The organism is Thiothrix litoralis (assembly GCF_017901135.1).
Taxonomy (GTDB): Bacteria; Pseudomonadota; Gammaproteobacteria; order Thiotrichales; family Thiotrichaceae; genus Thiothrix; species Thiothrix litoralis.
The window spans coordinates 1027515-1041162 of the sequence record NZ_CP072801.1 but is presented as its reverse complement, the minus strand read 5'-3'; the positions used below and the strand labels follow the sequence as shown (position 1 = coordinate 1041162).

The 13648-nt window shown below is 53.7% G+C and carries 9 protein-coding genes and 1 CRISPR repeat array (1 of these 10 running past the window's edge); of the genes, 4 read left to right on the top strand and 5 right to left on the bottom strand.

Going from position 1 to position 13648, the window contains the following annotated elements; genetic code table 11:
• Positions 1-1252: direct repeats of the CRISPR family, unit length 37 nt; unit sequence ATTCTCCCGGCTTTATTGGTCGGGAGTGGATTGAAAC (it extends 2 nt beyond the left edge of the window).
• Between the two features lie 19 nt (positions 1253-1271).
• Positions 1272-2198, bottom strand: a complete 927-nt coding sequence (locus J9253_RS04975; protein WP_210223572.1) for an NAD(P)H-binding protein — start codon at positions 2196-2198, stop codon at positions 1272-1274.
• A gap of 191 nt (positions 2199-2389) precedes the next feature.
• Here J9253_RS04975 and J9253_RS04970 point away from each other — a divergent pair, with 191 nt between their 5' ends.
• The 3 genes from J9253_RS04970 (at position 2390) to lon (ending at position 5795) form a co-directional block, all read left to right on the top strand.
• Positions 2390-2608 (top strand): hypothetical protein, encoded by a 219-nt coding sequence (locus tag J9253_RS04970; protein ID WP_210223571.1) that lies wholly within the window; start codon positions 2390-2392, stop codon positions 2606-2608.
• Positions 2608-3333 carry an SDR family NAD(P)-dependent oxidoreductase gene (locus J9253_RS04965; protein WP_210223570.1) on the top strand — a complete coding sequence of 242 codons (726 nt, stop codon included), beginning with the start codon at positions 2608-2610 and terminating at the stop codon, positions 3331-3333. Before J9253_RS04970 ends, J9253_RS04965 begins: the two co-directional genes overlap by 1 nt.
• Positions 3334-3455: 122 nt before the next feature.
• Positions 3456-5795, top strand: coding sequence for an endopeptidase La (gene lon, locus J9253_RS04960; protein WP_210223569.1), 2340 nt, complete (start codon positions 3456-3458; stop codon positions 5793-5795).
• Positions 5796-5809: 14 nt separating this feature from the next.
• Here the strand turns inward: lon and J9253_RS04955 are convergent, their stop codons facing one another.
• Both J9253_RS04955 and J9253_RS04950 read right to left on the bottom strand, forming a co-directional pair.
• Complete coding sequence (locus J9253_RS04955) at positions 5810-6682, bottom strand: hypothetical protein (RefSeq protein WP_210223568.1); 873 nt, start codon at positions 6680-6682, stop codon at positions 5810-5812.
• An 18-nt stretch (positions 6683-6700) separates the two neighbouring features.
• Complete coding sequence (locus J9253_RS04950; RefSeq protein ID WP_028489105.1) at positions 6701-8008, bottom strand: DEAD/DEAH box helicase; 1308 nt, start codon at positions 8006-8008, stop codon at positions 6701-6703.
• A 253-nt stretch (positions 8009-8261) separates the two neighbouring features.
• On the opposite strand from J9253_RS04950, the gene pckA reads away from it, so the two are divergent.
• Positions 8262-9875: a phosphoenolpyruvate carboxykinase (ATP) gene (pckA, locus tag J9253_RS04945; RefSeq protein WP_210223567.1), complete on the top strand. Its 1614-nt coding sequence runs from the start codon at positions 8262-8264 to the stop codon at positions 9873-9875.
• Between the two features lie 45 nt (positions 9876-9920).
• On the opposite strand, the gene J9253_RS04940 is transcribed toward pckA, so the two are convergent.
• Both J9253_RS04940 and J9253_RS04935 read right to left on the bottom strand, forming a co-directional pair.
• Entirely contained in the window at positions 9921-11444 is a 1524-nt protein-coding gene (locus tag J9253_RS04940; protein WP_228291568.1) for a class I SAM-dependent methyltransferase, read from the bottom strand.
• Positions 11445-11484: 40 nt separating this feature from the next.
• The gene (locus J9253_RS04935) at positions 11485-13530 is read right to left on the bottom strand and encodes a heavy metal translocating P-type ATPase (protein ID WP_210223565.1); all 2046 of its coding nucleotides are present in this window, start codon (positions 13528-13530) and stop codon (positions 11485-11487) included.
• Positions 13531-13648 lie beyond the last annotated feature (118 nt).

The following is a 13648-nucleotide window of genomic DNA, read 5'->3' as shown; positions in this document are numbered from 1 at the left end:
TCTCCCGGCTTTATTGGTCGGGAGTGGATTGAAACAGTATCCAGCGGGCACAAAACCTGCTGAAGCAAATTCTCCCGGCTTTATTGGTCGGGAGTGGATTGAAACTTTTGAACGCGCGGACAAATACCATCCAAGCAGAATTCTCCCGGCTTTATTGGTCGGGAGTGGATTGAAACCATCCACATCCACAGTCTATTCTGCGGGGTTTGATTCTCCCGGCTTTATTGGTCGGGAGTGGATTGAAACCAGTCAGTCGCCCAGGATGGAGCGTCGACTGGCGGATTCTCCCGGCTTTATTGGTCGGGAGTGGATTGAAACGATGCTCCTCCTAGCGACCCTACTTCCCGGATGCGATTCTCCCGGCTTTATTGGTCGGGAGTGGATTGAAACAGCCCTAATCGCTGGTAAAGCCGGGATTGAAGAATATTCTCCCGGCTTTATTGGTCGGGAGTGGATTGAAACACCTTGGCTCTCACGAACAGCACTGCATATAATTGATTCTCCCGGCTTTATTGGTCGGGAGTGGATTGAAACACTACCTTAACTTTGACCCTGCGGAATTGACCGAATTCTCCCGGCTTTATTGGTCGGGAGTGGATTGAAACTAACACCATCCCCAGATGTCGGCGGGTCTTCCGACCATTCTCCCGGCTTTATTGGTCGGGAGTGGATTGAAACCACTGCTTCCAGCACGTAGTCATCGCGCACGAAGTATTCTCCCGGCTTTATTGGTCGGGAGTGGATTGAAACGCGGTGGGTGCCGATCCAAAGCCACAGGTAGATGCATTCTCCCGGCTTTATTGGTCGGGAGTGGATTGAAACAAGCCCCAATACCTTTTCGCGGCGCATACAAAATATTCTCCCGGCTTTATTGGTCGGGAGTGGATTGAAACATCGTCATTTGTGAATTCGTAATATGTCAGCACACCATTCTCCCGGCTTTATTGGTCGGGAGTGGATTGAAACAGCACGGTTTTGGGCGTGCCGAATACAGCAGGGTATTCTCCCGGCTTTATTGGTCGGGAGTGGATTGAAACGACCAATTACATCCGGTCTACAATTGTATGCAGTATTCTCCCGGCTTTATTGGTCGGGAGTGGATTGAAACCCTGTATCACCATCCCACCTAACAATAGCATTATCATTCTCCCGGCTTTATTGGTCGGGAGTGGATTGAAACGATGGTCAAGCCTGCGATATGGATAGTCATTTGTGATTCTCCCGGCTTTATTGGTCGGGAGTGGATTAAAACACATAGCTGATCGTTTGTGTCAATGCTTAACATACCCCAAATTCTCCAGCGCAAAGCGTTTCGGCGTAATCCCGAACGTTTGCCACGCCGAGTTATCGCTACAGGTATTCCCTTCCAGCAACATCACGATCTGGTCACGGGTAATCGGGAACCATGCCTGCTTATCCAACACGCCTGCGACCACTTTGAGGATTGCCGCCGGGGCAGGCACGGCAAGTTTGCCACTGCGCCCGGAAGCCTGCGCCAAGGTCTGAATAATGGCTTTCCAACTCACCGCATCCGCCCCGCACAACGCAAAGGTTTTGCCGATGGCAGCAGGATTATCCAGCGCCCCTACGAACGCCTGCGCCACATCCGTCACATGCACGGGCTGCATCTGAAATTCACCCGCTTGCAAGATATTCACCCCGCCAAAAAACAGCGGTGCGGGAATCGGCGGCAACACCAGTTCTTTCTGCAATTGCGTGCAAAACTCCATCTTGCCACGCGGCTCACCGAAAATAACCGAAGGCCGGAACACCGTCCACGCCAGCCCGGAAGCTTGCACGCATTGTTCAGCGCGGAACTTGGTATCCTGATATTTCGTGCCGCCCGCTTTCACGCCGTTGGCACTCATCAGGATGAAATGCTTCACACCCTGACGTTGCGCGGCAGCGACTGTACGCTCCACACCCAGAAACTGGCTTTCTTCGTAAGTGATGCCCTTGGCGGGGAATTCGCGCAGGATGCCGATCAGGTAAATCACCGCATCCGTGTCTTGCAAGCAATTATCCAGCGCGGCGTTATCACCAATGTCGCCAGAAACGATTTCACACTGGCTGGCAGCGGCGAGTTTGCCCTCGCTCCCCGCCCGCACCAACACACGCGGGGTATGCCCGGCCTGTAACAACGCGTCAATGAGGTAAGTGCCGACGAAGCCTGTACCGCCGATAATGCTGACATTCATATTTAAAATCCTTGTGATTGCTGCCTATTAGGAATTATCGCCCCATATCCACTGCAATAGCCATAAACACCAGTTTAATGATGGATGTTGTAAGACTCTTGTATAAATACCCGATGCATTATAGGACTAATTGCATCACTTTCGTACAAGAAAGATACTTAAGTAACAATAACCGCTAGGAGAATTTGATTATGCGCGTCTGTACGCTTGACCCGATCACACTGGAAGATGTCACCGACCTCGAAAACGCCCCGTTCATCATGGATGGCGACCTAAAAATCTACTTCCAGTCCGAAGCCAACAAATGTGAATACCTTGATATTCCCATGCATGGCGGTGAAAACAGCCCCGGCTTGAAGAAAATTTTCGACGACATGGCCGACTGCTCCATCACAGGCAGCATCAACTAATGCCACGACGGGTATTAGTCGCGGGCGCATCGGGCGGTATTGGGCAAGCCTTCTGCCAGCAGCTTGCCGCACAATTTCCCGACATCGAACTGATACGCCTAGCACGCAACACGGATAACTTGTTGCCACTCGGCATCGCCACGCAAGATATTGGCTTCGACCTCAGCGACGAAGCCAGCATTAGTGCCGCGCTGCAAACCTTACCGGACAAAGCCGAGATCGACTGGGTATTCATCGCCACCGGCTGGTTACATGACGCCACCACCCAGCCGGAAAAAACCTGGCGCAATCTGGAAGTTGACCACCTGTTACGCTCGTTCACCCTCAATGCCGTTGGCCCCGCGTTACTGGTCAAACACCTGTTGGCAAAGCTGAACCCCAAACACCCGACCACAATGGGCATCCTGTCTGCACGGGTTGGCAGCATCAGTGATAATCGGTTGGGAGGCTGGCATTCTTACCGCGCCAGCAAAGCCGCCTTGAACATGCTGATCAAGAATTTTGCCATCGAACTGGATCGCCTGAAACGCCCGACCATCATCGTTGGCTTGCAACCCGGTACCACCGCTACCGCGCTCTCCGCGCCTTTTCAGCGCAACGTATCGCCGGAACATTTACAGACAACCGAATTCACAGCGCATCACTTGCTCAAAGTCATGCAAACCTTGAAAAGTGCTGATTCAGGCCAATTATTCGATTTTCTGGGGCAGCCGTTTGCTCCCTGAGCTACCCCGAAACATTTATTCATCAACACACCACTTGAAATTCCCCTGGCTGGCACGATCTTATCCAATATGAATAGTTGACCTTCTCACTAGGTTAATACACATACCATAGAGGCAAAAGAATGAACGAACCACTTATCCTGATTCCCATGCGTGACATTGTGCTATTTCCCGGCATGGCCATCCCCATCACCATTGGGCGCGAACAATCACTGGCAGCCGCACAGGAAGCCGTCAAAAATGGCAGCAAAATCGGTCTGGTACTGCAAAAGCAGCCCGACATTAACGAGCCAGCTAGCGACCACCTGCACCCTATTGGCACGCTGGCCAATATTGTGCGCTACGTCACCACCTCCAGCGGCACACACCATTTAGTGGTGCAAGGCGAGGAACGTTTCCGCGTGCGCGATTACGTGGAAGGCTTGCCGTATCTGGCGGCACACGTCGACATGATTCCTGAAGCCGATGACGACGACCCCGAAATCAAGGCACGGATGCGCCACTTGCAGGAAAAAGCCATCGAAACCCTGCAACTGTTACCGCAAGCCCCGCCCGAAGCGGTAGCTGCGATCCAGAGCATGGAATACGCAGGCGCACTCGCCGATTTGGTCAGCAATTTCCTCGACATCAGCCCGCAGGAAAAGCAGGTGATCCTCGAAACCACCGCGCTGCGCGAACGCCTCGACAAGGTAGCCGAACACGTGCGCCACCAGCTTGAAGTGCTAAAACTCACCCGCGAAATCGACCAGCAAACCAAACAGTCGATGGATGCCCGCCAGCGCGAATACATGCTGCGCGAACGCCTCAAAGCCATCCAAAAGGAACTGGGCGAAGACGATGACGACAGCAACCAAAGCGAAATCGACGAACTGAAACAAGCGATTGCCGACGCCAATATGTCCACCGAGGCTGCCGAACAAGCCCGCAAGGAACTCAAGCGCCTGCAAAAAATGCCGGAATCCTCCGGTGAATATTCCATGATTCGCACCTACCTCGACTGGCTCACCGACCTACCGTGGAACACGCTGGAAGCGGAAAACATCGACATCGCCAAAGCCCGCGAAGTGCTCGACGAAGACCATTACGGTTTGGAGAAAATCAAAAAGCGCATCCTCGAATACCTCGCGGTACGCAAACTCAACCCGCAAGGCCGCAGCCCGATTCTGTGTTTCGTGGGGCCTCCCGGTGTCGGCAAAACCTCGCTGGGCAAAAGCATTGCGCGGTCGCTTGGCCTGCCCTTCGTGCGTTCCAGCCTTGGCGGGGTACATGACGAAGCTGAAATCCGGGGGCATCGCCGCACCTACATGGGCGCATTACCCGGCAATATCATTCAGGAAATGCGCAAAGCCGGAAGCCGCAACCCGGTATTCATGCTCGACGAAATCGACAAACTCGGCGGCGGCGGTTTCCACGGCGACCCAGCAGCGGCCTTACTGGAAGTGCTTGACCCGGCGCAAAACGAAACTTTCCGCGACAACTATCTGGCGTTGCCGTTTGACCTGAGCAAAGTGGTATTCATTGCTACTGCCAACGTGCTAGATTCCATTCCAGGGCCGTTGCGTGACCGCATGGAAATCATCAGCCTGCCCGGTTACACCGAAGACGAAAAGGTCGAAATCGCCAAACGCTACCTGCTTTCGCGTCAGCTTGAAGCGCATGGCCTGAAACCGGCACAAGCCCACGTCAGCGAAGCCGCCTTGCGCAGCATCGTCAGCGATTACACCCGCGAAGCTGGTTGCCGCAACTTGGAACGCGAAATCGCAGCCGTGTTGCGTAATGCCGCCATCCAGATTGCGGAGGGCAACACCGAGCGGGTAGCGATTACCCCGGCGGAATTGCCCGCGATCCTCGGCTCGCAACGCTTTGAAAGCGAAGTGGCCATGCGCACCAGCGTACCCGGCGTGGCGACTGGCTTGGCGTGGACACCGGTGGGTGGCGACATCCTGTTCATCGAAACCACTAAAATGCCGGGGCATGGCAAGCTGATCATCACCGGGCAACTCGGCGACGTGATGAAGGAAAGTGCGCAAGCCGCCCTGAGCCTGATCAAGTCGCAAGCCAGACGCTTTGGGGTTGATCCGCAAATCTTCGAAAAACACGACATCCACTTGCACGTTCCGGCGGGCGCAATCCCCAAGGATGGCCCCAGTGCAGGCGTGTCGATTTTCACCTCGCTGGTCTCCTTGCTGAGTGATCGTAAGGTGCGTAGTGATGTAGCAATGACTGGCGAAATCAGTTTGCGCGGCTTGGTGCTACCGATTGGTGGGGTCAAGGAAAAATGCCTCGCCGCCTTGCGTGCCGGGATTCACACCGTGATGTTGCCTGCACGTAACCGCCGCGATCTGGAAGATGTGCCGGAAAATGCCCGCAAACAGCTCAACTTCATCTGGCTGGAACGGGTGGAAGATGCGATTGCGGCGGCGCTGGAACTGCCGGAAGTGGCGATGCAGACGGCAGCTTGATTGACCTTACTCCGTTAATCTTTCAGGCAAGCATCCCGTAAGCGTGCCTCGACCCGTAACGCTGTCATGCGCTGCGGGTCAGCAACGGCTGGGTATAGATGGAAGCTGGCTGCCACTTCTTGCGCATACTGGCTGGCCATTTGCTCTACGCGGTCGCGGCTTTCCAGCGACAAGCCTTGCAGCATCAGCAGGTGCGGCGATAAGCGCTGTAGGTAACGTTCACACAATGCCTGTTCCGCCGGGTTATCCCAGGTTTCGCGTAATAACAGGGGTGGAAAATAGTCCGCTGGCAAGTGTGCGTCTAGCACTTCAGCAGCGGTATTCAGCGCTTGACCGCTACCATCCGCCGCACGCAAGAACCAGCGGGTTTGGGGGTTTTGTCCGGCACGCTGTTTGACGTTTTGTTCAAGTCGGTAACTGGGTGGGGGTGCGCCGCGCCGTTCTTCTTCGGGGGTGTTGTACAGGTCTAGCTGGCTGGCATTGAGCGCTTTCCAGATCGGGTGGATGCTGGTTTGCGGCATTTCGCTGGCAAGGCGGCAACTGGCGAGCAGCGCCAAAGGCCGACGGTATTTTTCATCCAGCAACCAGAATTCGTAGTAATCGTCTTGTGGCAGAGGTACGGCGGTGGTTTCGAGTGCGGTTACCAGTGGTCGGTAGGCGCTTTCTACCGCGTCACGCTCAATGCTGGGGTCGAGGGGATAGGGGCGGAAACCGTTGCGCTTTGTCCAACGCCCGATACGAGCGTACTGGATACCGCGTGGCGTATGACATTGGAATTGAAGTTCCCACTCCAATCCATTGTAACTTAAGGCACGAATCTGCTCTGATGCCACTACCTGAACAGCACCGTTAAAGGGATTGTGCAAGCGTTTGGCATAGGCTTTCATGCGGGAGACTCCTTAGACTTAACCGGCTGGGTTGGGGCGTCTGCGCCGCCGTCCACCGCCCCCCTGACCACCGCCACTGTGTTGACGGGGTGGGCGGTTGCCATCAGGGTGATGGTTGACCCGCTCACGCTGGGTGCGCTGCGGACGCTTCAGTTCAGTGGGGAGCAATTCAGCAGTAATCCGTTCCACCGGAATCGACTTGCCGGTGTATTCCTCAATATCCGGCAGGTAAAACGCAGTGTCTTCACACGCAAAACTGTGCGCCTCACCCGATGCCCCGGCACGCGCAGTACGCCCGATACGGTGGACATAATCTTCCGCCAATTGCGGCAAATCGAAGTTGAAGACGTGCGACACATCGGGGATGTGCAAACCACGTGCCGCCACATCGGTGGCAATCATCACTTGAAACTCACCCGCCTCAAACGCTTGCAGCAGCTTTTCACGCTTGTTCTGGCGTACATCGCCGGAAATCAGGTCGGAGGTAATGCCATTCGCCCGCAAGAAATCATCAATCTTTTCCGCAATGTGCTTGGTATTAACGAACACAATCGCCCGGAACGGCTGGAGCTTACGGATCAGGCCAATCAACAGGGGAATCTTTTCATCATTCGCTGGGAAGTACACATGCTCGGTAATATTATCCGCCCGCACCGATTCGGTCTCGATTTTGACCTGTTGCGGGTTATTCATGTGCTCATACGCCAATTCCAGCACGCGCTGCGACAGCGTAGCGGAAAACAGCATGTTCAAACGTTTCGCAGGCGGCGGCATTTTGTGCATCAGGAAGCGCACATCTTGAATGAAACCCATGTCAAACATGCGGTCGGCTTCATCCATCACCAAGGCTTGGGTGTATTTGAGGGTGAAAACGTGTTGTTTCCAGTAATCAATCACCCGACCCGGCGTACCGATCAACACATCCACCGGCTCTTCAAATTGACGGCGTTGCTTGTCGTAGCCTGCCCCACCGTAGACCAGCACCGAACGTAAGCCGGTATGCTTGCCCAGCTCTTCAGCATCACGCGCAATCTGGATCGCCAGTTCGCGGGTCGGCGCGAGGATCATGCAGCGCACGGTGCCTGCCCCGGCATCCGGCAACGGGTTACTCAGTAAATGCTGGAACACAGCCACCAGAAACGCGCCGGTTTTACCCGTACCCGTTTGTGCCTGACCAGCAATATCCTGCCCTGCCAAGGTGAATGGCAAGGTTTCCGCCTGAATGCGCGAGCAAAATTCAAAACCGGTTTCCCGAATAGAGGCCAATAAGCGCTCATCCAGCGGGAAATCGTCGAAACGTGTTTGACTTAAATACAAATTTTCCATTGCGTGAGAATATCACACTGCCTCAACAAGTCGTCACAAAAAGCACCGCAACTTTGACCTATTTTTCAAGAAAACCGTACACAAGTTTGTATTGTCGACAGCTTTCTTGAGCAATGTCGACAATAGCGCTGATTAAACCTGATTTTCGGATGAAATGTATTCTAATAGTCGACACCATACGATATTATCTTTTGCCTTCTTTATACCTGAACGACATATTGTCGACATTACACAGCGCTACCGGAGGCGTCACATGAGTACAACAGGCACACTGGCACAACACCTTGCCAGCACGTTGGGACTGAAAACTTCACAAAACCTTTATTGGAACCAATCATCCCCGGTTCTATACGAACAAGCCCTGAATCGCAGCGAAGGCAAAATCAGCGAAGATGGCGTATTTGTTGCCTACACAGGCACCTTTACAGGCCGCGCCCCCAACGATAAATTTATCGTGGATGATGCTGGCTCGCATGACAAGGTATGGTGGGGCAAAGTCAACAAGGCATTGAGTGAAGCACAGTTCAACCAAATTTTGGCAGATGCCCTTCAGTTCCTTGATGGACGTGAACTGTTTGTACAAGACCTGTTAGCAGGCGCAAGCGAAGCCGATGAATTGCCGGTGCGTATTATTACCCAATATGCTTGGCACGCTTTGTTTGCCCGCAATATGTTTATCCGCCCAGACGAATTGAACCGCACGCTAGATGTGGCTGAACCCAAATTTACGGTCATCCATGTGCCTGATATGCAGGCAGACCCGGAAACGCACGGCACACATTCCGGGGCTTTCGTCCTGTTGAACCTGAGCCGTGGGCTGATTCTGATTGGCGGCACGCATTACGCGGGCGAAATCAAGAAATCCATCTTCTCGGTACTCAACTACCTGCTGCCGCAACGTGGCATTATGTCGATGCACGCTTCCGCCAATGTTGGCAAAGAAGGCGACGTTGCTATCCTGTTCGGGCTTTCTGGCACGGGCAAGACGACCCTTTCCGCTGATCCAAAACGCTCGCTGATTGGTGATGACGAGCACGGTTGGAGCGACAATGGCGTGTTCAATCTGGAAGGCGGCTGCTACGCCAAGGTCATCAACCTCTCGGCAGAACAAGAGCCGATGATCTACCAAACCACCAAAACCTTCGGCACGGTGCTGGAAAACGTGGTAATGGATCAGGCAACCCGCAAGCTGAATCTGGATGATAACAGCCTGACCGAAAACACCCGCGCCAGCTACCCCATTACCCAGATTCCGGGCGCGTTGTACCCCGGCAAAGCAGGCCACCCCAAGCACATTATCATGCTGACCTGTGATGCTTTCGGTGTGTTGCCACCGATTTCCAAACTGACCACCGAACAGGCGATGTACCACTTCATTTCCGGTTATACCGCCAAGGTTGCGGGCACGGAAAAAGGTGTGACTGAACCGACGGCGACTTTCAGCACTTGCTTTGGTGCGCCGTTCATGGCGTTGCATCCGTCGGTTTACGCGGATTTGTTGGGCAAGAAGATCAATGAACACGGGGTTTCGTGCTGGCTGGTGAATACGGGCTGGACAGGCGGCGCTTACGGTGTGGGCAAGCGCATGAACATCCATCACACCCGCAGTATGGTCAATGCGGCACTGAGCGGTGAATTGGATGGCGTAGCAATGCGTCAGGATGCCATTTTCGGCCTGAATATCCCGGTTGAATGCCCGGATGTGCCTTCGGCAGTGCTAGACCCGTCTTCAACCTGGGCAGACAAAGCCGCGTATGAAGCGAAAGCCACGCATCTGGCCTCGCTGTTCCATCAGAACTTTGCGGAATACAGCGCGGGTGTGGCGGATAGCATTTGCGCAGCAGGGCCGTTGAAAGGTCAGGTTTAACCATACGCATAAAAACCCGTGCGGGTTAACGTCTGCATGGGTTTTTTATTCAGCGGGATTCACCGCCATAAACGTCACAAACGCTGCATTCGCATTGATAATTTCAATTTGTTCAAACCCCAGATTGGTCAGCGCATTCAGATACCAGGTGAAAGGATAAGTCACCAACACGCCTTCAATTTGCTGGCGTTTCCTCAGAATTTCTTCCTCGGTAACACCATTGGTACGCTTATAGTCATAATACAGGTCGTGGACGCACTCACTGCTCGACACCTTGTCAGACAGAATCAAAGTACCACCCGGAGCCAGTGAGCGCTTGATCGCCTCAAGGTAATTCAACGGGTTGCGGATGAAATGTAACGTCCAATTGTTCAACACATAGTCAAATGGGCCATGCGCTTCTGGGAAGTCTTCTGAATGGATGAGGGTTGCCTGCTGGAAGGATTGGGCGAGCATGTCTGCTGAAGCATCCACACCGTAAAGATTCCGGTAGCCCGCCTGATGCAGTTGCCGCAAGGTTTCGCCGGTTGCGCTACCCACATCAATGATTTTCGGCTGCTCAAGTTTACCCTTGCCGATGACCCGCACGCACAGGTCGATAACCCGCAGGTAATCGGGAATTTCACGGCGGGCAATGCCATCAAACACTTCCGCCACCTGCGCATCAAACTTCCACTCGCCCGGTTTAGCAGTGCTCGCCAGCGCTTTGGCCTGCCGTTGGTATGCATCAGTTCTGGCTGTAGCGACCGGATCATTCTCCCAGGAACGTTTCTGACCAGACTGTTCGGGCAGATTGCTTTCCAGCGTGGTCAGGCGCTGCTGCTTTTCATCACGGAAATAACGCACGGCAAAACGAATCTGCAAATCGCTACTACCCAGTGCGCTTTCGTCATAAATAACCGTGTCAGAGCCAAGTGGAAACACCAGCTTGTTTTCCTGTTTGGCAAAACCATTCAGGCGAAACAAAATATCCAGCGCCGACAGGGAAGTAGTGGCAGAAATGCCCAGCATCGACTGGTTGCCATGATCGAGATTGACTTCCTGATCGGTGACGTATTCGGTGACTGCCACATCCATTGGCAATTTCCCGGAACGCATACCCGGCGGGTAATTGGTTTCCACCACCACCTGCTGACTGGCTATCCGGCACGCTTGATCAATAATCTGCTTGGTATCGACGAAGTGATAAAGCATCCCCGCCAGCAACACCAGATCGAATGCCTGATCAGCCGTGGCCAGCAGGTAGCTGGTGACATCCTGATGCACAATCTCGACTCGATCCTGCCAGTGCGCCAACAAACGACGGGATTCACTGACGTAGTTTTGCTGCACTTCGACGCCGGTATAACTTGCCGCCCCGTTGTACAGCACCCACTGACCCGCAGCACCGTAGCAGGAGCCTAAATCCAGCACTTTCTTGCCTTTGAGCAGATGTTCTGGCAACAGGACGCCAAACTTGGCTTCCAGAAATGCCTTGCTGGTGGGATTGAAACCCCGGTTGCGGCGGTTATCGTCCTGATAAAAAGCCGGGTAGTCATCGAAAGCCAGTGTCTTGCGCAGGTTTGTCATCTCTTTCACCACATATCCTTATACATTTGTTTACGACGCATCAGCCAATGATTCGGGTTTGTTGGTGGCGAATCAGTGGCAACATGGAACTGCCAAAGCCTGCCAATACACTGGTAGCACTCAGGGTCATCGAAGCAGCCAGCCCGTAGCCGGGAACGAAAGCCAGACCCAGATTCATCAGTGAAGGAATGATGACCATCTGGGAAGTGGTTTTCACATTCTGGTCGTACTCGCGGGCTAACTGGAACAGGTCACACAAGCGGTTCAGATTTTGATCCATAAGAATGACTTCGGCAGTATCGGTTGCCACGCTGGATGCACCCCGCAACGACACCGAAACGCTGGCTTCCTTGAGTGCAATGGCGTCATTGATGCCATCACCGATGTAACACACCGAACGCCCTTCGGCCTGAAGCTGCTTTATGATTTCCGCCTTGGTTTCCGGCAGCACTTCCGCATGGTAATTATCAATATGCAGGGTTTCCGCCAGCCGTTTGGTGGGCGCCGGATGATCGCCAGAAATAATGTGCAAGGACAAACCCTGATCACGCAGTCTCTGAATCACTGCGCTGGTTTCCGGGCGAATCGTGGCTTGTAACTCAATGGCACCGGCAATGACACCATCCACACTGACGATAATCAGTGAGTTACCCAGTAAGTGGCATTGTTCGGCCTTGTCCAGCAGCGCGGGCGGAATCGCGAAGCCTTGTTGCTGGGCATAACGCAGACTGCCCACCTGAATCTGTTGCTTACCAATACTGGCGACCAGACCGTAACCGACCTGATAGCTGGCCTCATGACTGGCTTCGACCTGCAAACCGAGTGCGGCTGCCTTGTTGCAAATCGCTTTGGCTACCGGATGGCTTTGGCGGCCTTCGACCGATGCGGCAAGGCCGAGAATGGTATTGGCATCCCAGTCACCAAAGGCAGTGACCTCAGCAACGTTAGGCGTCTCCAGCGTCAGTGTGCCGGTTTTGTCGAAGACCACCGTGTCTATGTTTTGCATCTTCTCCAGTATGATGCCTGACTTCAGCAACACGCCTTTTTGCGCCGCCAGATTCAGGAAGGTCAATGCCGAGGTGGACGTAGCCAGCATCAGGCGATAGCGGAAATGGGAGTTGATGAAGATCAATGCAGTAGTCGGCCCAGCCAGCGCCAGCGTCAGAGCACTCAGACCCAAGGTGGGCATTACGGTCTGCTGGGTAATCTTTTCCGCCCAGAGTTGTTTGCTGGTTTTGAAGTCCACGGTACTGTTAAGAATCTGCCCGATGCGGGCGGAAGCGGTTTCTTCCCCGGTTTTTTCTACCTGCACATGGATAGAGCCGGTCAGGACAACGGTGCAAGCAAATACGGTGTCGCCTGCACTTTTCTCCACTGGCTGGGATTCCCCGGTTAGCATGTGTTGATCCACCGCAGCAAAGCCTTCCAGCACCTGCCCGTCAACCGGCACGGATTCCCCCGCCCTGACCACCACGATCGCTTTTTCCCGAATGGCGCTGACCTGTTGTTCCACCTCTGTGCCATCAATAATGACCCACGCGGTACTCGGCTGGTCGCGGAAGACATCAATGATGTTTCTCTTCGATTCCTGCTTGACCCGTTTAATCAGTTGCCGGTTTAGCAAATACAGGGAAATGAAAAAATGGCTGACGACGAAATGCCCCTGATAAAGCATACTGGTGGTGAAAATCGCCATTAACGGGTCAACACCGACAGGCTTGCCTTTGATCACTGTGTCGGCAGTATTAACATACACATCCCGCAGCAGATAGACTGCTCCCGGCACACTCAGAACCGCCAGCGGCGGGTAAAGCACTGTTCCCGCCACGGCAATGGCTGTTGAGCCAGCAAAGACGGAGGCAGTTCTTTTTAGCTCACGTTGATCCGCAAGGGCTTTTTCATCGGCTTCCTGATCGGGAGATTCGGCAATAAAGGTCTGGAGTGACTGTTTATGCGCTTTTATGGGAGCCAGTGCCGCCCTGAGCCTAGCAAGGGCATTGCGTTTATTGCCAGTTTTTTCAGGCTTTTTTCCAGCATAAAAAAAACCACCACTGAAACCTAATAACGCGAGCTCAAGCAAAGCCATACCATTCTCTACCATGTAAACAGGCGGAATACGCCATAAATTTTTCTGATAAAATATCACCAGAGCATTCTGGGTAAGCATACTTTTTCTTAGGCTGCTTCAGCAAGTGACGGTGACA

Coding starts and splice junctions, on each gene's coding strand:
- J9253_RS04975 (WP_210223572.1), bottom strand. CDS start 2,198: ATGAATGTCAGCATTATCGGCGGTACAGGCTTCGTCGGCACTTACCTC.
- J9253_RS04970 (WP_210223571.1), top strand. CDS start 2,390: ATGCGCGTCTGTACGCTTGACCCGATCACACTGGAAGATGTCACCGAC.
- J9253_RS04965 (WP_210223570.1), top strand. CDS start 2,608: ATGCCACGACGGGTATTAGTCGCGGGCGCATCGGGCGGTATTGGGCAA.
- lon (WP_210223569.1), top strand. CDS start 3,456: ATGAACGAACCACTTATCCTGATTCCCATGCGTGACATTGTGCTATTT.
- J9253_RS04955 (WP_210223568.1), bottom strand. CDS start 6,682: ATGAAAGCCTATGCCAAACGCTTGCACAATCCCTTTAACGGTGCTGTT.
- J9253_RS04950 (WP_028489105.1), bottom strand. CDS start 8,008: ATGGAAAATTTGTATTTAAGTCAAACACGTTTCGACGATTTCCCGCTG.
- pckA (WP_210223567.1), top strand. CDS start 8,262: ATGAGTACAACAGGCACACTGGCACAACACCTTGCCAGCACGTTGGGA.
- J9253_RS04940 (WP_228291568.1), bottom strand. CDS start 11,444: ATGACAAACCTGCGCAAGACACTGGCTTTCGATGACTACCCGGCTTTT.
- J9253_RS04935 (WP_210223565.1), bottom strand. CDS start 13,530: ATGGCTTTGCTTGAGCTCGCGTTATTAGGTTTCAGTGGTGGTTTTTTT.